This is a genomic window from Arenimonas sp. (assembly GCF_041913985.1).
GTDB lineage: Bacteria > Pseudomonadota > Gammaproteobacteria > Xanthomonadales > Xanthomonadaceae > Arenimonas.
This window is the reverse complement of sequence record NZ_JAYSEG010000019.1, coordinates 1-20,581: the sequence shown is the minus strand read 5'-3', so window position 1 is coordinate 20,581 and position 20,581 is coordinate 1. Positions and strand designations below refer to the sequence as shown.

Annotated in this window: 11 protein-coding genes, 1 tRNA gene and 2 pseudogenes; 7 read left to right on the top strand and 7 right to left on the bottom strand. The window is 73.2% G+C overall.

Annotated features, from left to right (window positions below):
- Nucleotides 1-84: 84 nt before the first annotated feature.
- Together ACE3Q2_RS08155 and ACE3Q2_RS08150 are read left to right on the top strand one after the other, a co-directional pair.
- A pseudogene (locus tag ACE3Q2_RS08155) lies at nt 85-1,611 on the top strand (glycosyltransferase); the annotation flags it as partial.
- A 675-nt stretch (nt 1,612-2,286) separates the two neighbouring features.
- Nucleotides 2,287-4,323: a glycosyltransferase gene (locus ACE3Q2_RS08150; protein ID WP_374473712.1), complete on the top strand. Its 2,037-nt coding sequence runs from the start codon at nt 2,287-2,289 to the stop codon at nt 4,321-4,323.
- Here the strand turns inward: ACE3Q2_RS08150 and ACE3Q2_RS08145 are convergent.
- The gene (locus ACE3Q2_RS08145; protein ID WP_374473674.1) at nt 4,320-5,912 is read right to left on the bottom strand and encodes a hypothetical protein; all 1,593 of its coding nucleotides are present in this window, start codon (nt 5,910-5,912) and stop codon (nt 4,320-4,322) included. The genes ACE3Q2_RS08150 and ACE3Q2_RS08145 overlap by 4 nt on opposite strands.
- Before the next feature lie 60 nt (nt 5,913-5,972).
- Nucleotides 5,973-8,183: a bifunctional (p)ppGpp synthetase/guanosine-3',5'-bis(diphosphate) 3'-pyrophosphohydrolase gene (locus ACE3Q2_RS08140; protein WP_374473673.1), complete on the bottom strand. Its 2,211-nt coding sequence runs from the start codon at nt 8,181-8,183 to the stop codon at nt 5,973-5,975.
- On the opposite strand from ACE3Q2_RS08140, the gene ACE3Q2_RS08135 reads away from it, so the two are divergent.
- Nucleotides 8,182-8,664: a hypothetical protein gene (locus ACE3Q2_RS08135; protein WP_231695500.1), complete on the top strand. Its 483-nt coding sequence runs from the start codon at nt 8,182-8,184 to the stop codon at nt 8,662-8,664. The two genes, ACE3Q2_RS08140 and ACE3Q2_RS08135, sit on opposite strands and share 2 nt — an antisense overlap.
- Here ACE3Q2_RS08135 and hrpA read toward each other — a convergent pair.
- Nucleotides 8,657-12,610 carry an ATP-dependent RNA helicase HrpA gene (gene hrpA / locus ACE3Q2_RS08130; protein ID WP_374473672.1) on the bottom strand — a complete coding sequence of 1,318 codons (3,954 nt, stop codon included), beginning with the start codon at nt 12,608-12,610 and terminating at the stop codon, nt 8,657-8,659. The two genes, ACE3Q2_RS08135 and hrpA, sit on opposite strands and share 8 nt — an antisense overlap.
- 126 nt (nt 12,611-12,736) lie before the next feature.
- On the opposite strand from hrpA, the pseudogene ACE3Q2_RS08125 reads away from it, so the two are divergent.
- The 4 genes and pseudogenes from ACE3Q2_RS08125 to ACE3Q2_RS08110 all read left to right on the top strand — a co-directional run.
- Nucleotides 12,737-13,213, top strand: a pseudogene (locus ACE3Q2_RS08125) (Dps family protein); the annotation flags it as partial.
- Between the two features lie 88 nt (nt 13,214-13,301).
- Nucleotides 13,302-15,113 (top strand): DNA helicase RecQ, encoded by a 1,812-nt coding sequence (gene recQ, locus ACE3Q2_RS08120; protein WP_231695503.1) that lies wholly within the window; start codon nt 13,302-13,304, stop codon nt 15,111-15,113.
- Nucleotides 15,114-15,123: 10 nt separating this feature from the next.
- Nucleotides 15,124-16,137, top strand: a complete 1,014-nt coding sequence (locus ACE3Q2_RS08115) for a lipid A deacylase LpxR family protein (protein ID WP_374473671.1) — start codon at nt 15,124-15,126, stop codon at nt 16,135-16,137.
- A gap of 137 nt (nt 16,138-16,274) precedes the next feature.
- Nucleotides 16,275-18,146, top strand: a complete 1,872-nt coding sequence (locus ACE3Q2_RS08110; RefSeq protein ID WP_231695505.1) for a hypothetical protein — start codon at nt 16,275-16,277, stop codon at nt 18,144-18,146.
- A gap of 65 nt (nt 18,147-18,211) precedes the next feature.
- Here ACE3Q2_RS08110 and ACE3Q2_RS08105 read toward each other — a convergent pair.
- From ACE3Q2_RS08105 to ybgF, 4 genes are all read right to left on the bottom strand, one after another.
- Nucleotides 18,212-18,287: transfer RNA gene (locus ACE3Q2_RS08105), tRNA-Lys, on the bottom strand.
- A 24-nt stretch (nt 18,288-18,311) separates the two neighbouring features.
- Nucleotides 18,312-18,986, bottom strand: a complete 675-nt coding sequence (gene queC, locus ACE3Q2_RS08100; RefSeq protein ID WP_231695506.1) for a 7-cyano-7-deazaguanine synthase QueC — start codon at nt 18,984-18,986, stop codon at nt 18,312-18,314.
- A gap of 12 nt (nt 18,987-18,998) precedes the next feature.
- The gene (gene queE, locus ACE3Q2_RS08095) at nt 18,999-19,655 is read right to left on the bottom strand and encodes a 7-carboxy-7-deazaguanine synthase QueE (RefSeq protein ID WP_231695507.1); all 657 of its coding nucleotides are present in this window, start codon (nt 19,653-19,655) and stop codon (nt 18,999-19,001) included.
- A gap of 25 nt (nt 19,656-19,680) precedes the next feature.
- A complete protein-coding gene (gene ybgF / locus ACE3Q2_RS08090) occupies nt 19,681-20,526 on the bottom strand; it encodes a tol-pal system protein YbgF (RefSeq protein WP_374473670.1) in 846 nt (281 codons plus the stop codon).
- Between the last annotated feature and the right edge of the window lie 55 nt (nt 20,527-20,581).

Genomic DNA, 20,581 nt, shown 5'->3' with positions numbered 1-20,581 from the left:
ATGGATGCCCCCGCCCTTCCGGTCCTGAGCACCTGGACCGCCGACCCGGCCGCCACGGCGCCGTCGGGCGCGCCGGCCGGGCTGGTGCGCGTGGGCGGCGTGGCGGCGTCGCCCGAGGCCGCGCTGGCGCGCGCCCGGGCCACGCACCCCGGCCGCGACGTGCTGCTGCTGCGCACAGGCGTCACGCTCACCGATGCCGCCCTGCAGCGCCTGCTGGCGGCCTGGCAGGGCACCGGCTGGGACGTGCTTTCACCGCTGGACGGCCGCTGGCCGCCGGGCGACGGCGAGGGCGACGCCCTGGCCTGGAGCCACGGCGAACACGCCGCGTTCGCCTGGCAGGGCTGGTCGGCCGAATGTTCGCTGTGGCGCAACGGCGCCACGCCGGCGGCCTTCGAACGCGGCGCGCTGCTGCCCTGCGTGCAGGTCGGCCAGGCCGCCCCGGCGGCCGACGCCGAGGCGCCGCTGCCCGTGCAGGCGCTGCGCGAACGCGCGCGCCGCGGCGGCCGCGCCGCGCGCCCCGGCCAGCCCACGCTGCTGCACGTGCTGCACGGCTGGGGCGGCGGCGCCGAACGCTTCGTGCGCGACCTCGCCGCCGCCGACGGCGAACGCACGCACCTGGTGCTGGTGGCGCGCGGCGACGAGGACAAACCGCCCTTCGGCCGCCGCCTCTGCCTGCACGCCGACCTCGACGCGCCGCCGCTGCACACCTGGGAACTGTCGGCGCCGGTCGTCGATTGCGCCGCGCATTCACCGGAAGTCGCCGCCGTCCTGGCCACGCTGAAAGACGCCTGGGGCGTGGGCGCGGTGCTGGTGTCCTCGCTGGTGGGGCACAGCCTCGACGTGCTGCGCACCGGCCTGCCCACCGCCCTGTGCACCCACGACGCCTTCCCGCTGTGGCCGCTGCTGCACGACGCGCGCGACCCGGAGCGCGACGCCTTCGACCGCGAGGCGCTGGCCGCGCAGCTGGCCGCCGCCGGCCACGACTTCGTCTTCGCCGGGCGCGACGCCGGCGCCTGGTGGGCACTGCGCGACGCGCTGCTGGCCGAACTGGCCGCGCGCGACACCCTGCTGGTGGCGCCCAGCGACTTCGCCCGCCGCCGCCTGTGCGCGCTGGCGCCGGCGCTGGCCGAACGCCGCTGGCAGGTGATCGAACACGGCCTCGCGCCGCTGCCGGCGGTGCCGACGCTGCCCGGACACGACGCGCCGCGCCACGGCCGCCCGCTGCGCGTGCTGGTGGCGGGCCGCGTGCACGGCGCCAAGGGCCAGCAACTGCTGGACGCGCTGCTGCCGCGCCTGCCCGCCGGCGTCGAACTGGTGCTGCTGGGCACCGGCCCGAAGGGCGAACGCTATTTCGGCCGCTCCGGCGTGCACGTGCTGAAGGACTACGCGCGCGACGAGCTGCCGCGCTGGGTGGCCGCGTTGCGCCCCGACCTGGCGATGCTGCCCTCGACCGTGCCGGAAACCTGGAGCTACGCGCTGTCGGAGCTGTGGGCGCTGGGCCTGCCGGTGCTGTGCGCCGACCTGGGCGCGCCCGGCGACCGCCTGCGCGCGGCCGGCGGCGGCTGGCGGGTGGCGCCCGACGCGGCGGCCTTCGCCGACGCCCTGTCGAAGCTCGCGGCCGACCCGGCCGCGGTCGCCTTCGAACGCGCGCGCGTGCCCGCCGCCCTGCCCGGCCTCGACGCCATGGCGCGGGCCTGGCGCGCCGCGCTGCCCGTCGCGGCGCCTGCGCTGCGGCTGCCGGCCGCCGGCCCCGACGAAACGACGCGCCTGCACCAGGCGCTGGCGCTGGCCGCGGAAACGGCGCGCACCCAGGCGCTGCACCACCAGATCGCGGCGCAGCAGGACGAACTCGACCGCCGCGCCGACTGGGCGTTTTCGCTGCAGGCCGACCTGCGCCGCGGCGAGGCAAAGCGCGAGCAGGCCGAGGCCGCGCTGCGGCGCGCCCGCGACGCCGCCGCCGAAGCGGCCCGCGCAGCCCAAGCCGAGAAGACGCGCCTGGCCGACGAGATGGCCGCACTCGAAAATCGCCTGCACCAGCTCGAACGCCAGCTGGCCGAATCGCACGGCTACTACCAGCGCGACACCACCGACCTGGCGCGCCAGCGCGACATCGCCCTGGCGCAGCGCGACGAAGCCCAGCAGCTGCTCGACCACCTGCGCGCCAGCCTGGCCTGGCGGCTCACCGGCGTGCCGCGGCGGCTCGCGCGCAGCCTGCGCCTGCGCGGGCAGGCCCTGGCCTTCCACGCGCGCCACCTGCTCTCGCTCACCGAACGCGGCCTGGCCAGCCTGCGCAGCCGCGGCGTGGCCGGCACGCTCCGGCGCATGCGCGAGCGGCGCGCGCACCTGGCGCAGGCGCGCGTGGTGCCGGCGCTGCCGGTGCCCACCCCGGGCGACATCGCGCTGCGGCTGCCGCGCCCGGCGGCGCCGCGCGCCAGCATCATCGTGCCGGTCTACAACCAGCTGGCGCTGAGCCTGGCCTGCCTGCGCGCGCTGGCCGACTGCGGCGACGCCGCCGGCTTCGAGGTCATCGTCGTTGACGACGGCTCCAGCGACGACACGCCGAACCTGCTGCCCTCGGTGTCGGGCCTGCGCTACCACCGCAACCCGCGCAACCTCGGCTTCATCGGCGCCTGCAACGCCGGCGCGGCGCTGGCGCAGGGCGAATTCCTGGTCTTCCTCAACAACGACACCACCGTGCAGCCGGGCTGGCTGGACGCGCTGCTGGACACCTTCGGGCGCCACCCCGACACCGGCCTGGCCGGCAGCAAGCTGGTCTACCCCGACGGCCGCCTGCAGGAAGCCGGCGGCATCGTCTTCGCCGACGGCTCGGGCTGGAACTACGGCCGCTTCGACGACCCCGCGCACCCGCGCTACAACTTCGTGCGCGAGGTGGACTACTGCTCCGGCGCCGCCATCGCCATCCGCCGCGGGCTGTTCGAACAGCTCGGTGGCTTCGACCCGCTGTACGCGCCGGCCTACTACGAAGACACCGACCTGGCCATGCGCGTGCGCCAGCACGGCCTGAAGGTGCGCTACCAGCCGGCCTCGGTGGTGGTGCACCACGAGGGCGCGACCTCGGGCACCGACCTCGGCAGCGGCGTGAAGGCCTACCAGGTGGCCAACCAGAAGAAGTTCCTGGCGCGCTGGCGCGAGGTGCTGCAGCGCGACCACCTGCCCGCCGGCACCGACCCGGAAACCGCCAGCGAACGCGGCCGCCGCCACCGCGTGCTGGTGCTCGACGCCTGCACGCCCACGCCCGACCGCGACTCCGGTTCGGTGCGCATGCTGGCGCTGATGCGCCTGCTGCGCGAGGAAGGCTGCTCGGTGGTGTTCTTCCCCGAGAACCGCGCCCACGACGGCCGCTACACCCAGGACCTGCAGCAGCTGGGCGTGGAAGCCTGGTGGCACCCGTGGGTGTCGGACGTGCCCAGGTGGCTGGCCCAGCATGGCGCGCGCTTCGACCTGGTCATCGGCAGCCGGCACTACGTGCTGGCGCCGGCGCTGCCGCTGCTGCGCTCGCACGCGCCGCGCGCCACCGTGGTGTTCGACACGGTGGACCTGCACCACCTGCGCGAGCAGCGCGAGGCCGAGCTTTCCGGCGACGCCGCGCGCCTGCGCGCCGCGGCCCGCACCCGCAAGGTGGAGCTGGAGCTGATCGCCCAGAGCGACCTGACCTGGGTGGTGAGCCACGCCGAGCAGGCGCTGCTGGCCACCGAGATGCCGTCGGCGCGCGTCGAGGTGGTGTCGAACATCCACGAAACCGGCGGCGCCGGCCCGGGCTACGCCGCACGCGAGGGCCTGCTCTTCGTCGGCAGCTACCGCCACCCGCCGAACGTGGATGCGGCGCGCTGGCTGGCCGAGGACATCCTGCCGCGCCTGCGCGAGCGCGAACCCGGCCTGACGCTGCACCTGGTGGGCGGCGACGCACCGCCCGAGGTGGAGGCCCTGGGCGAGCGCGAAGGCATTCAATTCCATGGCTACGTGCCCGACCTCGACCCGCTGCTGCGCAGTGCCCGCGTGGCGCTGGCGCCGCTGCGCTACGGCGCCGGCGTGAAGGGCAAGGTGAACCAGGCGCTGGCGCACGGCCTGCCGGTGGTGGCCACCACCTGCGCGGTTGAAGGCATGCACCTGCGCGAAGGCGAGGACGTGCTGGTGGCCGACGACGCCGCCGGTTTCGCCGACGCGGTGCTGCGCGCCTACGACGACCCGGCGCTGTGGGCGCGGCTGTCGGAGGGCGGCCTGGACAACACCCGCCGGCACTTTTCGCCCGAGGTGGTGCGCGCCCCGCTGCGCGCGCTGCTCGATTCGCTGCGCCCGCGCTAGCCGCCGGCGCGGCGCAGCCGCTCTTCGAACGTCGCCAGGTTGGGGTTGGCCGGGTCCAGCCCGCGCGCGGCGTCGAGCGCGCGGCGCGCCAGGGCCATTTCCCCGGCGCCCAGGCGCTCTTCCGCGAAGGCCAGCCAGCGGTCGGCGAGGCGGCGGCGGTCCGCGGCCAGGCCTTCGCCGCCGCGCTCGCGCACGGCGCGGGCGTCGAGGCAGGCCTGGGCGGCGCCGAGGCGGTTGCCGGCCAGTTCGTCCTCGAAGCAGGCGCGGGCGCGGCGGTCGTATTCCTGCATCGCGGCGCGCACGCCGGCGTCGCCGGGCGCCAGGGCGGCGGCGCGGCGCAGGTGGTCCCAGGCACTGTCGCCGGGCGGGTCGATCAGTTCGCCGCGGCGCATCGCCGCGCGCGCCTGCTCGAGCACGTTCGCCAGCAGCGCCGGGTCGCGCCCGCCCTGCGGCAGTTCCTCGTTGGCGCGGCGGGCCTGCGCCAGCCGGCGCTCCGCCGCGGCCCCGGCGGCGGAGCCGGGCGACCAGGTGCTGGCCAGGCGCAGGGAGTCTTCCGCGGCCTCGAAGTCGAAATCGGCGGCCTGGCGCCCGGCGCGCGCCGCCATCGCCGCGGCGGCGTCTTCCAGGCCCTGGCGCGCTTCGGCGCTGGCCGGGTCCTGCGCCAGCATCGCCTCGAAGCCTTCCGCGGCGGCCTCCAGCCGGCCCGCGCGCAGGTCGGCGGTGGCGGCCTGCAGCGCCTGTTCGCGCGCGCGCTCGATGGCGGCGCGGGCCTCGCCCAGCCGTGCCTGCACTTCCGGAAGGCCCAGGTGGCTGGGGTCGCTTTCCACCACGCGCGCCACCAGCGCCACCGCGGCGTCGAAGTCACCCGCCGCCATCGCGGTTTCGGCCTGCTGCAGCAGTCCGGCCAGGATGGCGCGGCGGCCGTCGAGCGCGATGGCGTTGTCGGGCTGCAGGCGCAGCGCTTCCTGGTACAGCGCCAGCGCGCCGTCGGGCAGGGGTTCGACGTAGCCGCGGGCCTGCGCGTCGCGCGCGCGCTGCAGCAGGTCGGCCAGGCCGGCGTCGGCGGATTCGCGCAGGGCCAGTTCGGCTTCGATGGCGTCGAGCTCGGCGGCCGGCGCGGCCATGGCGCGGGCCAGCGCCACGCGCTCGCGCGCGGTGGTGAAATCGCGCGCGGCCAGGGCGGCGCGGGCCTGCAGCAGCGCAGCCTCGCGCACATCGGCCAGGCCGCGGCGCGCGTCCAGGTGGTCGGGGTCGCGGGCCAGCACGGCCTGGAAGCGTTCGCGCGCGCCCTGGCCGTCGGCGCGGGTGAGTTCGCCGCGGGCGAGCGCGTCCTGCGCCGCGGCGATCTCGCGCTTGAGTTCGGAATCGGGGATCAGGCGTTCGCTGATGGCCTCGCGGAAATGCAGCAGGCCCACGGCCAGCAGCAGCGGCGGCAGCAGCAGGAGCAGCCACCATGCCGAGGGCCGTTCGCGCCGCGGCGGCGGGCCGGGCGGCGACGCGGCGCCACGCGGCGGCCGCCGCTCGAGGTCGAGCTGCGAAAGTTCGCCCAGCGACGGCGTGGAGCCGGGTTCCTTGCGCGTTCCGCTCATGCCTGCGTGCTTCCCATGGCAGGCAGGATAACAGCCGCCGCCGGCGCTTCCGCGGCGGGTTCAGCCCAGCCGGCGCGCGTCCTGCACGCCGGGCACGGCGCTGAGCCGGCCCAGCAGGTCGCTGAGCTGGCCGTAGTCGGCCACGCGCACCGCCAGGCGCAGGTCGGCCACGCCCTGGGCCTCGTCCACCCGCGACTGCACGCCCAGGATGTTCACGCCCATCTGCGCGATGGTGTTGGTGAGGTCCTTGAGCAGGTACTTGCGGTCGAAGGCGCGCAGCTGCACGTCCACCTCGTAGCTGGCGGCCTGGCCGCGGCCCCACTCCACCGGCAGGCAGCGGTCGGGGTGCGAAAGGCGCAGGCGCTGCAGCGAGGGGCAGTTGTCGCGATGGATGCTGACGCCGCGGCCGCGCGTGAGGTAACCCACGATGGGGTCGCCGGGCACCGGCTGGCAGCAGCGCGCGATCTGGCTGAGCAGGTTGCCCACGCCCTCCACCGTGAACGGCGTGCGCGAAGGCGCGGCGGCCGGCTTGCGCGACACCAGCGCCGGCGCCTCGGCCGGCGCCTTCTGCGCCTGAGCGTGTTCGTGCAGGGCGCGGCTGACCTGGCTGGGGCCGAGGTCGCCGAGCGCCAGCGCCAGGTACAGGTCGTCCAGCGTTTCGAGCCGGAACTTCGCCTGCACCGGCGCCAGGTCGGCCTGCATCAGGGCGACGCGGCGCAGCTCCTTTTCCAGCATTTCCTTGCCGGCCTGCAGGTTGCGGGCGCGGTCGATCCTGTGGAACCAGGCGCGCACCTTGTCGCGGGCGCGGCCGGTGGCGAGGAAGCCGTTGCCGGCCTGCAGCCAGTCGCGGCGCGGTTCGGCGGCCTTGGCGGTGAGGATCTCCACCTGGTCGCCGGTGGCGGGCTGGTGGTCGAGCGGCACGATGCGGCCGTTCACCTTGGCGCCGCGGCAGCGGTGGCCCACCTCCGTGTGCACGGCGTAGGCGAAGTCGAGCACGGTGGCGCCGCGCGGCAGGTCCACCACTTCGCCGCGCGGGGTGATGGCGTAGACGCGGTCTTCCACCAGTTCGGTGGAAAAGCCCGCCATCAGCGCGTCCTCGCCCTCGTCGCGGGCCTCGAGCAGCTGGCGCATCCATGCCACCTTGCGCTCGAAGCTGGCGTCGGCGCCGCCGCCTTCCTTGTAGCGCCAGTGCGCGGCCACGCCCAGTTCGGCGTGTTCGTGCATCTGGTGGGTGCGTATCTGCACTTCCAGCGTGCGGCCGCCCGGGCCGATCACCGCGGTGTGCAGCGAGCGGTAGTCGTTGCCCTTGGGGTGGGCGATGTAGTCGTCGAACTCGCTGGGGATCGACGGCCAGAGCTGGTGCACCACGCCGAGCACGGCGTAGCAGTCGGGGATGTCGTCCACCAGCACGCGCACGGCGCGGATGTCGTAGAGCTCGCTGAAGGGCACGCCCTTGCGCTGCATCTTCTTCCAGATGCTGTAGATGTGCTTCGGGCGGCCGGCCACGTCGGCGGCGATGCCGGCCTCGGCCAGCGCGGCGCGGATGCGCGCCATGGCGTCCTCGATGAAGCGCTCGCGGTCGGCGCGCTTTTCGTCGAGCAGGCGGGCGATGCGCTGGTAGGTCTCGGGCTGCAGGGTGCGGAAGGCCAGGTCCTCGAGCTCCCACTTGAGCTGCCAGATGCCCAGCCGGTTCGCCAGCGGTGCGTAGATGTCGGAGGTGAGCTCGGCCAGGGCGCGGCGCTCGGCAGGCTCGAGCTTCGCGGCGTCGCGCAGGCGCACCAGCTGGATGGCCAGCAGCACCAGCACCGCGCGCAGGTCGCGCACCAGGGCCAGCAGCAGGCGGCGCAGGCCTTCGGCGCCGCCCTGGCGGTGGCGGTGGTGGTGCAGGCCGCTGACCTGGGCCGAGGCGGCCAGGCCGTCGAGCAGCAGGCCCACCCGCGGCGCCTGCGCCAGCACGGCGGGCGGCAGCGCCTGGCGCAGCGCGGGCCACAGGTGCAGGGCGGCGGCGGCCAGCACCTCGGCGTCGGCGCGCAGCGGGTGCAGGGTTTCCAGCACGGCCAGCGCCTGCGCCTCGGCGGGCTCGGCCGGCAGGCCCCCGGCCGCCGCGGCCAGCGCCGCCAGCAGGGGCTGGCCGGCGTCGTGGCGGGCCAGCCAGTGGGAGAGCCGTGTGCTGCCGTGGGGAACCGGAGTGTTCAAGTGGCGCCTGCGTCGGACGGGGAGGTAGACTGCCCCGCATTGGCTGGCAGTGTAACCAGTACGGATTCCCACCATGCGCAAAATGCTCGTCCTTTCCTTCGCCCTCGCCGCCCTGTTCAGCGGCAGCGTCCTGGCCCAGTCGTTCTCCTCGCTCGAGGAGCGCATGACCGAGGCCGAGTTCAAGGCCGCGGGCCTGGACAAGCTGAGCCCCGAGGAGCTGTCCCGCCTGAACGCCTTCATCGCCGGCGAAACCGGCAAGGCCGCGAGCGCGCTGCCCGCCGCCACCCCGGCCCAGGACCTGCGCGGCTTCAACCAGCGCACCGGCGCCGACGGCTCGATCTACAGCTCGATCACCGGCGAGTTCAAGGGCTGGAGCAAGAACGGCGAGCGCTTCCGCCTCGACAACGGCCAGGTCTGGCAGATCACCGACAGCACCAGCCGCCTGAAGGTGAGCATGGTTAACCCGGAAATCGTCATCGAGCCGGGCGCGCTGGGCGCGTGGTACATGAAGGTCGTGGGCTACAACACCCGCGCCCGCGTCAAGCGCATCAAGTAAGCGCTTCGAGCTGCCTGGCCAGCCGCTTGGCCGACACCTGGCGGCGGGTGCCCAGTTCCTGGGCGAACAGCGACACGCGCAATTCCTCCAGGTCCCAGCGCAGGGACTGCCAGGCCGGGTCCTTCGCCCGGCCGCTGGCGCGCGCGGCATCGAGCGCGTCGGAGAAGGGCTTGAGTTCGAGCATGCGGGCCTGGTCGCGCACCGGGTCGCGCAGCGCGCGTTCGGCGCGCAGCGACAGGGCCTTGAGGTAGCGCGGGTATTCGGCCAGCGCCTCGGCCGGCGTTTCGCGCAGGAAACCGGGCGGCACCAGGCCGGCCAGCTGCGCCTTCAGGTCGTCGAGGTTACCGCGGGCCCAGCCCAGCAGCGGTGATTCCAGCCGCGGCTTGATCTCGGCCACCAGCGCCAGGATCTGCTCGGCCAGCTGCAGGCGTGCCATGGCTTCCGGGAACAGGCGGCGCGAGGCGTCGTCGAGCCGCTGCGCGAACGCGGCGGGGTCGCGCACCTGGCCCAGGTCGCCGTCGGTGACGGCCAGCAGCGCGGCGTCGGCGAGGTCGGCGCGCAGGTGTTCGTGCGCAGGGGCCTGGCCGCTGGCCTGGGCGAAGCCTTCGATGGCGGCGTAAAGCAGCGCCAGCTTCGGCGACACCGGCAGCTGCTTGCGCGCCTGGCGCAGCTTGTCGGCCAGCGCGAGGCGCAGCAGGCGGCGCACGCCGGCGGCGTGTTCGCGCGCGGCTTCGGCGGCGTCGGCGAAGACGCTCAGCGCCACGTTTTCGCCCTGGTCCACCAGCGCCGGGAAGGCGGGCACGCCGGCGGCGCCGGGCACCTGCACGGGAATGGGCGCCTCGGGGAAACGGGTGAGGCCTTCGCGCGCCAGCGCCTCGCCGGCGCGTTCGGCGAAGGCGCGTTCGGCGCGCTCGCCGAACTTCGCCTTGAGCGCATCCAGGTCGCGCGAGGTGGCCAGCACGCGGCCGTCGCGCTCGGCTAGGCGCAGGTTCATGCGCAGGTGCGGGTCGAGCGCGGCCTCGTCGAAGTCGAGCGCGGCCACCGGCGCGCCGGTGGCCTTGGTGAGGAAACGCGCCAGCGTGCCGGGCAGCGCGTCGGCGGCCGGCTTCGGATGCGCCTCGGCGAAGGCGCGGGCGAAATCCGGCGCCGGCACGTAGTTGCGGCGCAGGGCCTTGGGCAGGCCGCGGATGAGCGCGGTGGCCTTTTCCTCGACAAGGCCCGGCACCAGCCAGCCCAGGCGCGCGGCGTCCAGCGCCTTGAGCAGGTGCAGCGGCACGTCGAGCGTCACGCCGTCCTCGGCGTGGCCCGGCTCGAAGCGGTAGTGCAGCGCCAGGCGGGCGTCGCCGAGCGCGAGGTATTTCGGGAAGCGCTCGGCCTCGCTGCCCTCGCCCGGCAGGAGCTCGGACAGCGGCCATTCCAGCGCCTTCTTCTGCTCGGGCGGCAGCTTGCCGAACCAGCTGTCGAGGCCGGCGACGGAATTGAGTTCCGGCGGCAGGCGGTCGAGGTACCAGCGCGCCTGCCAGCCTTCGTCGGCCACCAGGCCGGCGCGGCGCAGCTTGGCTTCCTCCTCGCGCGCCTTTTCCAGCGTGGCCAGGTTGCGCTTGAGGAAGGGCGCGCGGCAGTCCACCTCGCCGCGCACCAGGCCCTGGCGCACGAAGATTTCGCGCGCCTCCTCCGGGTACAGGCCGCCGTAGTGCACCGGCTTCTTCGGCGCCAGCACCAGGCCGAACAGCGAGATCTGTTCGCTGCCCAGCACGCGGCCCTGGCTGCGCGACCAGTGCGGGTCGAAGTGCTTGCGCGCCAGCAGGTGCGGCAGTTCGGCGATGACCCAGTCGGGCTCGATCTTCGCCGCCATCAGGCCCCACACCTTCTGGGTGTCGAGCAGCGTGGCCACCAGCACCCAGGCCGGCGGCTGCTTCGCCAGCGCGCTGCCCGGGAACAGCTGGAACTTGCGCTGTCGCGGCGCGTCGTACACGCCCTTCTCGGTGCGATGGCCCACCTGGCTGGGCAGGCCGGCGATCAGCGCCCGGTGCAGCGCCTGGTTCTTCGCCAGCCCCGTGGACGGGCCGCGGCCGCCGGGGCGTGCGCCGTCGCGCTGGCCGGCCGCCAGCAGTTCGTCGAGCGCGGGGTGCCCGCCCGCCTCCCAGCGCATCTCCTCGCAGGCCAGCAGGAGCTGGCGGTGCAGTTCGCGCCATTCGCGCATGCGCAGGAAGGCCAGGAAGCGCTTCTCGCACCAGGTACGCAGCTTCGATTGCGTCAGGTCCTCGTGGGCGGCGCGGTAGGCCTCCCAGAGCCTGAGGATGCCGACGAACTCGGAGTTCGGGTCGGCGAATTCGGCGTGGGCGTTGTCGGCCTTCTCGCGCGCGTCGGCGGGGCGTTCGCGCGGGTCCTGGATGCCCAGGAAGGCGGCGATGACCAGCAGCTCCGGCAGGCAGCGGTGTTCGCGCGCGGCCACCAGCATGCGCGCCAGCTTCGGGTCCACCGGCAGGCGCGCCATCTCGCGGCCGGTGGCGGTGAGCTGGCGTTCGCCGTCCACCGCGCCCAGCTCGGCCAGGGTCTGCCAGCCGTCGGCCACGGCGCGCGGGTCGGGCGGGTCGATGAAGGGGAAATCCTCCACGCGTCCGAGGCCCAGCGAGAGCATTCGCAGGATGACGCCGGCCAGCGAGGCGCGCAGGATTTCCGGGTCGGTGTAGCGCGGGCGCGCGGCGAAATCGTCCTCGGCGTACAGGCGGTAGCACACGCCGGCGGCGACGCGGCCGCAGCGGCCCTTGCGCTGGTCGGCGCTGGCCTGGCTGATGGGTTCGATGTGCAGCCGGTCGAGCTTGCCGCGCGGGCTGTAGCGCTTCACGCGCGCCAGGCCCGGATCGATGACGTAGCGGATGCGCGGCACCGTCAGCGAGGTTTCCGCGACGTTGGTGGCCAGCACGATGCGCCGCCCCGGGCCGGGGTTGAACACCTTGTCCTGGTCGCGCACCGACAGCCGGGCGTACAGCGGGATCACTTCCGTGGCGCGGTACTTGCGGCGGTTGAGCGCGGCGTGGGCGTCGCGGATCTCGCGCTCGCCGGGCAGGAACACCAGGATGTCGCCCTGCGGGTCGGTGCGGGTGATCTCGTCGGCGGCGCCGACGATGGCCTCGGCCAGCGGCAGCGCCTCGCCCTCGCCTTCCTCGTGGCCGCCGGCGCGGTAGCGCACTTCCACAGGGTAGCTGCGGCCTTCCACGCTCACCACCGGCGCGTCGCCGAAATGGCGGGCGAAGCGCTCCGTGTCGATGGTGGCCGAGGTGATGACCAGCTTGAGGTCGGGCCGGCGCGCGACCAGTTGCTTGAGGTAACCGAGCAGGAAGTCGATGTTGAGGCTGCGCTCGTGCGCCTCGTCGACGATGATCGTGTCGTACTTCGACAGCCAGCGGTCGGACTGGATTTCCGCCAGCAGGATGCCGTCGGTCATGAACTTGATGAAGGTGTCGTCGCCGACGTTTTCGGTGAAGCGCACCTGGTAGCCCACCGCGCCGCCGAGCGGCGACTGCAGCTCCTCGGCCACGCGCCGGGCCACCGCGCGCGCGGCGATGCGGCGCGGCTGGGTGCAGCCGATCAGGCCGGCACGGCCCCGGCCGGCGGCCAGGCACAGCTTGGGCAGCTGGGTGGTCTTGCCCGAGCCGGTTTCGCCGGCCACCACCACCACGGGGTGCTTGCGGATGAGCTCGACCAGCGTTTCCGCCTCGCGCGCCACCGGCAGGCTGTCGTCGAGGGTGGGCGTGGGCGCCCTGGCATCGCGCGCCTCGCGGGCGGCCATGGAGGCGGCCAGGGCCGATTCGTAGTCGGCGCGCTTGCGGGCGTCGCCGGGCGCCTTGCGCGCGGCGCCGAGCAGGCGCAGCAGGCGCCCGCGGTCGCGGCTGAGCACGGCCTCGTCGGGAAACGCGGGAAGGGGGGCCGGGGCAGCGGGCATATAACGCGATTGTAACGTCTGCGCCGCGGTTCAGCCGTGCTCGACGCGTGATGTCGTAGGATGCTTTCGTCCCCACGCAGGAGGAAAGCCATGGCTTCGAAGAAGGCTCCCGCCCCGGAAAAGGGCGCCCCGAAGATCGACATCGGCATCGGCGAGAAGGACCGCCGCAGGATCGCCGACGGCCTGTCGCATTTCCTGGCCGACAGCTACACGCTCTACCTCAAGACCCACAATTTCCACTGGAACGTGACCGGGCCGATGTTCAACACCCTGCACGGCATGTTCATGACCCAGTACACCGAGGAATGGACCGCGCTCGACGAGATCGCCGAGCGCATCCGCGCGCTGGGCTTCAACGCGCCGGGCTCCTACGCCGAGTTCGTGAAGCTCTCGAGCATCCGCGAGGAATCGGCCGCCGGCGCCCTGGGCTGGCAGGACATGGTGCGCCAGCTGGTGGCGGGCAACGAGGCGGTCTGCCGCACCGCCCGCAAGGTGCTCAAGACCGCGGACGAGGCCGGCGACGACCCGACCGTGGATCTGGCCACCCAGCGCCTGCAGGTGCACGAGAAGAACGCCTGGATGCTGCGTTCGCTGCTCGAGTGACCCACCCCACCCCCGGCGGGTGGATTTCCGGGGCGGCGGCGGGGAAACCTGCCGCCGCCTTCGCATCCGCAGCCGGTAAAATGGCGCCATGAGCACCCCCGCCCTCGAACTGCTGCGCCGCGTCTTCGGCTTCGCCGGCTTCCGCGGCCAGCAGGCCGCCGTGGTCGACCAGCTGGTGGCCGGCGGCGACTGCCTGGTGCTGATGCCCACCGGCGCCGGCAAGTCGCTGTGCTACCAGGTGCCGGCGCTGCTGCGCGAGGGCACCGGCATCGTGGTGTCGCCGCTGATCGCGCTGATGCAGGACCAGGTGGAGGCGCTGGAGCAGCTGGGCGTGCGCGCGGCCTACCTCAACTCCTCGCTCACCGGCGAAGCCGCCGCAGCCGTGGAAGCCCGGCTGCTGGCCGGCGACCTCGACCTGCTCTACGTCGCCCCCGAGCGCCTGCTCACCGACCGCTTCCTGTCCCTGCTCGGCCGCAGCCGCATCGCGCTGTTCGCCATCGACGAGGCGCACTGCGTCTCGCAGTGGGGCCACGACTTCCGGCCCGAGTACCGCGAACTGAACCTGCTGCACGAGCGCTGGCCGGACGTGCCGCGCATCGCACTCACCGCCACCGCCGACCACCCCACCCGCCGCGAGATCGCCGAACGCCTGGGCCTGCAGGACGCGCCCTGGTTCGTCACCTCCTTCGACCGGCCGAACATCCGCTACCGGGTGGCGCTGAAGGACAACGCGCGGCGCCAGCTGCTCGACTTCCTGGCGCCGCGGCGCGGCCAGGCCGGCATCGTGTACTGCCTCTCCCGCCGCAAGGTCGAGGAAACGGCGGCATGGCTGTGCGAGCAGGGCGTGCATGCCCTGCCCTACCACGCCGGCCTGGACGCCCGCGTGCGCGCCGAAAACCAGCGCCGCTTCCTGCGCGAGGAGGGCGTGGTGATGGTGGCCACCATCGCCTTCGGCATGGGCATCGACAAACCCGACGTGCGCTTCGTGGCGCACCTGGACCTGCCGAAATCGCTCGAAGGCTACTATCAGGAAACCGGCCGCGCCGGCCGCGACGGCGACCCGGCCGAGGCCTGGCTCTGCTATGGCCTGGGCGACGTGGTGCTGCTGCGGCAGATGATCGAGCAATCCGAGGCGGGCGAGGAACGCCGGCGCCTGGAGCGCCGCAAGCTCGACGTGCTGCTGGGCTTCTGCGAATCCACCCGCTGCCGCCGGCAAACCCTGCTCGCGGCCTTCGGCGAGGACTACCCGCAGCCTTGCGGCAACTGCGACAACTGCCTGGAGCCGCCGCGCACCTGGGACGGCACCGAGGCCGCGCGCAAGGCGCTGTCCTGCGTATACCGCACCGGCCAGCGCTTCGGCGTCACCCACCTGGTGGACGTGCTGCGCGGCCAGCGCAAGGAGCGCGTGCTGCAACTCGGCCACGACCAGCTCAGCACCTTCGGCATCGGCGCCGACCTCGACGAACGCCAGTGGAAGGGCGTGTTCCGCCAGCTGGTGGCGCTGGGCCTGCTGGAAGTGGACATCGAAGGCCACGGCAGCCTGTTCCTCACCGACGCCAGCCGGCCCGTGCTGCGCGGCGAGCAGCCCGTGGCGCTGCGCGAGGACGTGGTGCGCCGGCGCGAGCGCGGCGCCCCCGCGCGCGGCGGCGTCGCGCCTGCCGCGCTCTCGGCCGACGACCAGCCGCTGTTCGAGGCCCTGCGCGGGCTGCGCGCCGAGCTCGCGCGCGAGCAGTCCGTGCCCGCCTACGTCATCTTCCACGACGCCACCCTGCGCGCCATCGCCGAGCGCCGCCCGCGCAGCCTCGGCGAACTGGGCACCCTGCCCGGCGTCGGCAGCGCCAAGCTCGAGCGTTACGGCGAGCAGGTGCTGGCCACCGTGCGCGACACCGAACCCGCCTGAGACCCCCCGCATGAGCTCCCGCTTCCTCGCCTCCGCCCTCCTGCTCGCCCTGGCCCCGCTGGCCGCCGCCGATTGCGGCGACGGCCGCCTGGTGCTGCGTTCCGACAACGATGTCTACGGCCAGGCCGGCCAGGACCAGGGCTATTCCGCCGGCTTCGCCGCCACCTACGTCTCGCCCACGGTCTCGGGCCACGACAGCGCCTGCCTGCCGGGCCTGGTGGGCTGGCTGGATCGCGCCACGCCCTGGCTGCGCTGGGGCCAGGGCACGCAGCGAAACCTGGCGCTGAGCCTGCACCACGCCATCTACACGCCCGCCGACGGCCAGCGCGCCGACGTGATTCCGGAAGACCGGCCGTATGCGGGCCTGCTGCTGCTGGGCCTGGCCCACCACGTGCGCAACGGCGAGCGCCTGGCCTCCACCCGGCTCAAGCTCGGCATGGTCGGCCCCTCGGCCCAGGGCGAAATGGCGCAGGACGCGCTGCACCAGTTGTTCGGCCGCGACCGCTTCCGCGGCTGGGACAACCAGCTGCGCGACGAACCGCTGCTGCAGCTGGGCCACGAGCGCGCCTGGCGCTGGCGCCCCGACGCCGGTGCCAACGGCCTGGGCTGGGACCACGTGGTGTTCGCCGGCGGCGCGCTGGGCAATGCCATCACCTACGCCAACGCCGGCGTGGAAGTGCGCTTCGGACGCAACCTGCCCGACGACTTCGGCTCCAACCCCATGCGCATGGCCGGCGACGGCATCGCGCCCGGCGGCGAAGGGAACGCGCGTGGCTGGGACTGGCACTTCTTCGCCAGCTTCGAGGCACGGGGCGTGGCGCACGACATCACGCTCGACGGCGGAAGCGCGAAGGACGGCCACGCGGTGGACCGCCGCGTGCTCGTGGGCGAACTTGGGCTGGGCGTGGTGCTCACGCACGGCCCCTGGCGCTTCGCGGGCGGGCACTACCGCCGCACGCGCGAATTCACCGGCCAGCCGGACCGGCCCGTCTACGGCAGCCTGAGCCTGGGCCGCAGCTTCTGACCTGCCCTGGGGGATTCCCCTAGGCCGGCCTGCCCTTGACCAAAGTCACTGACGCCTGGTCGGACGACACGGCAAAATGCGTTCTGCTTTTTCGTCGGGCGCCGTGCCCGCAATACCAAGCCAAAGAGGAATCACCCTTGAAGCATCCCGTCTTGACCCTGATGGCCCTTGCCATCGCCATCGCCGCGTCCGGAGCTGCACAGGCGCAGAGCGCCCAGCAGATCCAGGAAAAGGAAGCCGCCCTGCAGGCCAGCCGCGCCAAGGGCGCCAGCGTCCGCCAGGCCATCTCTCCCAAGGACCTCGAAGTCTACGGCGGCGACACCGCGGGCGGCCCCACCTGGACCCGCCCCTTCGGCTTCGCGGTCGCCCCCTATTCCGTGCAGGTCATGAGCGTGTCCGACGACGACAGCTGCGACCTCTACAGCTCCATGGGCTATGACGGCTACCTGCTGGTGTACCGCGACAGCTTCGACCCGATGGCGCCGGAGAGCAACCTGGTGGCGTACAACGACGATTACCTCACCGTCACCCAGTCCCTGATTCCGTCACTCAGCCTCGAAGCGGGCACCACCTACTACGTGGTCAACAGCGCGTACAACACCGGCGCCGGCCCCTTCACCACCGAGATCAACTGCCCGGTGGCCGACGTGCGCCTGGCGCCCGCCAGGCTCGAGCTGACCAACCCGGCCAGCAACAGCCCGGTGCGCGTGGCCGAGGAGCTGGTCATCCCGCCGGCCCGCACGCTGGTCAACACCGGCCGCCTCGACATCAACACCGAGGTGGGCTACGCGTTCTCGCCGGGCGAAGTGCGCTACGCGCGCCTGCACTGCCCGGGCGTGGCCTTCGCCGCGGGCACGTCGGTGACCTTCACCGGCGACGCCTCGAACCTGATCGGCTCGGTCAACGGCATCGGCACCGATGCCATCTACTTCTCCGTCACCGCGGGCGCCACCCCGGTCGTGGCCACCGACATGCTCACCATCGACGGCGACCGCATCGTCGGCACCAAGGGCCCGGTGGACTGCACCTACGGCCTGTACGACTTCCCGTCGCAGGCCCAGGCGGGCGGCACCGCGGGCCGCGTCGCCAGCACCAGCGGCGCCTTCCTGCGTTTCGTGCCCAGCTACGTGCTGCAGGTGGAGTCGCAGGGCAACCCGGTGGCGGACGTCGAGTCGGCCGAGCCGGCCTACAGCGAATTCACCGACCGCGCCCCGACCTGGGAAACCACGCTCGGCAACATCGGCGGCTTCAGCTATGGCACCCGCCAGCAGGTTCTCGGCGGCTCCCAGCCGATCACCCTCGACGGCGAGGCCATCGAACTGGCCGACCTGATGGGCGAGGACACCGCCCTGGTCTTCACGGGTGACTTCAGCGCCGCCGGCCGCGTGTTCATCACGCCGGACGAGGAGTGTGACTTCGACATGCAGCAGGCGGACAGCTTCGACGCGTCCGAGGCGGTCTTCACGATCGGCAGCAGCGCCTACGTGGACCACTACCTGTGCTTCGAGACCGGTGGCGAGGCGATCCGCGCCAGCGACTTCACCGTGGCCCTGGCTCCCGTGTCGGCCGACGCGGCGACCTACGCCGTGGCTGGCCGCGGCCCGCTGGACCTGGGCCGCATCACCCGCAACGGCACCGAGCTGCAGGCCCCGCTGGCGCAAGTCCCGGACAACTACCTGTCGCGCATGGTGCTCACCAACACCGGTTCGCTGGACCGCCCGTACGAGATCGTCGTGTTCGGCGAAACCGGCAACGTCATCTCCACGTCGAACCTCACCGGCACCGTGCCGGCCCGGGGCACCCTCGTGGTGGACCTGTCGGACGTGCTCACCGGCTTCACCGGCGCCCCGCGCGCCACGCTCAACGTCACCGTGGCGGCCCCGAACAACCAGATCCAGGGCCTGTACCAGATCGTCAACCCGGATTCGGGCACGATCAGCAACCACGTGATGGTGCGTCCGGAAGTGACCGAGGAAGCGGAAGAGCCGCTGCCGCCGGAAGAGGTCTGAACCAGCCGCACCGCAACAAGAAAGGGCCCGCTTCGGCGGGCCCTTTTTCTTTCGCTGGATGGAATTGGTGGGCCGTGTTGGATTCGAACCAACGACCAACTAGTTAAAAGCCAGCTGCTCTACCGACTGAGCTAACGGCCCACCGTCATCCGGAAGTTTAACGCATCATCCGCGCGGCGCGTAGCGCGTGGGGTCGGCCAGGCCGGCGGCGGCGAAACCCTCGGCGCGCAGGCGGCAGGCGTCGCAGCGGCCGCAGGCGCGGCCCTCGGCGTCGGCCTGGTAACACGACACCGTGCGCGAGAAATCCACGCCCAGGCGCGCGCCCTCACGGGCGATGTCGGCCTTGCCCAGGCGCATCAGCGGCGCATGCACGCGCAGCGCGTGGCCCTCGACGCCGGCCTTGGTGGCCAGGTTGGCCAGGCGCTCGAAGGCGGCGATGAATTCCGGGCGGCAGTCCGGGTAGCCGCTGTAGTCCACGGCGTTCACGCCGCAGAACAGGTCGTCGGCGCCCAGCACCTCGGCCCAGCCCAGCGCGATCGACAGCATGATGGTGTTGCGCGCCGGCACGTAGGTGACGGGAATGCCCTGGCCCGCCGCCTCCGGCACGTCGATGTCGGCGGTGAGCGCCGAACCGCCGATGCTGCGCAGGTCCACCGTGACCACCTTGTGCTCCACGGCGCCCTGCACTGCGGCCAGCTCGGCGGCCGCGGCCAGCTCGGAGGTGTGCCGCTGGCCGTAGGCCACGCTCAGGGCATGGCAGGCGAAACCCTGCTCGCGCGCCAGCGCCAGCACCACCGCCGAATCCATGCCACCCGACACCAACACCACGGCCTTCTTCATCGGAGATTCCTTTCAGCGGCCCGGCTGGTCGCCCCAGAGCACCTTGTGCAGCTGCAGCTGGAAGCGCACCGGCAGGCGGTCGGCGATGATCCATTCGGCCAGCTCGCGCGGCGCCAGCTGGCCCTGGCTGGGCGAGAACAGCACCTCGCAGCGCTGGTCGAGCGCGTGCGTGGCCACCATGTCCTTGGCCCAGTCGTAGTCGGCGCGGTCGCAGACGACGAACTTGAGCTGGTCGTGGCGGGTGAGCAGCGGCAGGTTTTCCAGCCGGTTGCGGTGCGCTTCCTTCGAACCCGGGGTCTTGAGGTCCATGACGCGGCTCACGCGCGGGTCGACGCCGGCGATGTCGAGCGCGCCCGAGGTTTCCAGCGACACCTCGTAGCCGGCGTCGCACAGGCGCTCGAGCAGGGCCAGGCAGCGCTTCTGCGCCAGCGGCTCGCCGCCGGTGACGCAGACGTGGCGCACGCCGTGTTTCGCCACCTCGGCCAGGATGGCGTCGATGTCCCACCAGTCGCCGCCGTGGAAGGCGTAGGCGGTGTCGCAGTACTGGCAGCGCAGCGGGCAGCCGGTGAGGCGCACGAACACGGTGGGCCAGCCGACCGTGCGGGACTCGCCCTGCACGGACAGGAAGATTTCGGTCAGGCGCAGGCGCTCGGCGGCCGGGGTGTCCATGACGATCTCCGGCGCGCGGCCGGGTTCAGCGGTTTTCGAGCGAGAGCGTGCGCAGGCGGCTCTCGGCCTTGGCGGCCGCGTCGGTGCCCGGGTGGCGCGACATCACCTCGCGCAGGCTGGCCTCGCCCTCGGCGCGCTGGCCCAGCGCGACTTGGCAGTAGCCGAGCTTGAGCAGCGCGTCGGCTTCCTTGCGCGAGCCGGCGTACTGGCCCAGCAGGGTCTGGAAGGCCTCGAGCGCGAGCTCGTAGTTCTGGGTGACGTAATAGCTTTCGCCCAGCCAGTACCAGGCGTTCGGCACCAGGGTGCTGGACGGGTAGTCGCGGATGAAGGCCTGGAACATGCGGGCGGAGTCGGCGGCTTCGAAGCGTTCGACCAGGGCATCGAGCGCGGCCTGGTAGGCGGCTTCTTCGGCGGCCGGGTCGGCGGCTTCGGCGGCGGGCGCATCGGCCGCCGGGGCGGCGTCGCGCGGGGCCGGGGCGGCCGCAACGGCGGCGGCCGGGGCGGCGGCGGGGGCGCCGGCCGGGGAATTCGGGGTGGCAGCGGCGGGCGCCCCGCCTTCGAGGCGCTGGAGGCGGCCGTCGAGGTCGAGGTACTGCTCGCGGTTGCGCTGCTTGAGCTGTTCGATTTCGTTCTGCAGGGTTTCCACCTGGTTGCGCAGGGACTGGATTTCCGCCTGCAGCTGGACCATGCGGTTCTGCATCTCGAGGTTGGCCTGGCCGGCACCCTGGTTCTGGGCGTTGGCCTGGTTCTCGAGCAGGGTGACGCGTTCGGCCAGGCTCAGGCGCTGGCCAAAGGCCGGGGTGGGCCCCCCCCGGGGGGCCCCCCCCGGAACAACGCAAATAAATCGGGGTCGGAGCCGAGCCCAATTCATTGGGGGGTGGAAGATTTAGAAGGGGCGGGTATTCGGGCCGCCGGCCACGGGCCCC

Bases quoted from the DNA above. Each gene is read 5' to 3' on its own strand.
- ACE3Q2_RS08135 (WP_231695500.1), top strand. From the start codon at position 8,182: ATGCGCAAAATGCTCGTCCTTTCCTTCGCCCTCGCCGCCCTGTTCAGC.
- ACE3Q2_RS08145 (WP_374473674.1), bottom strand. From the start codon at position 5,912: ATGAGCGGAACGCGCAAGGAACCCGGCTCCACGCCGTCGCTGGGCGAA.
- queC (WP_231695506.1), bottom strand. From the start codon at position 18,986: ATGAAGAAGGCCGTGGTGTTGGTGTCGGGTGGCATGGATTCGGCGGTG.
- queE (WP_231695507.1), bottom strand. From the start codon at position 19,655: ATGGACACCCCGGCCGCCGAGCGCCTGCGCCTGACCGAAATCTTCCTG.
- ybgF (WP_374473670.1), bottom strand. From the start codon at position 20,526: ATGAATTGGGCTCGGCTCCGACCCCGATTTATTTGCGTTGTTCCGGGG.
- recQ (WP_231695503.1), top strand. From the start codon at position 13,302: ATGAGCACCCCCGCCCTCGAACTGCTGCGCCGCGTCTTCGGCTTCGCC.
- ACE3Q2_RS08115 (WP_374473671.1), top strand. From the start codon at position 15,124: ATGAGCTCCCGCTTCCTCGCCTCCGCCCTCCTGCTCGCCCTGGCCCCG.
- hrpA (WP_374473672.1), bottom strand. From the start codon at position 12,610: ATGCCCGCTGCCCCGGCCCCCCTTCCCGCGTTTCCCGACGAGGCCGTG.
- ACE3Q2_RS08140 (WP_374473673.1), bottom strand. From the start codon at position 8,183: ATGGTGGGAATCCGTACTGGTTACACTGCCAGCCAATGCGGGGCAGTC.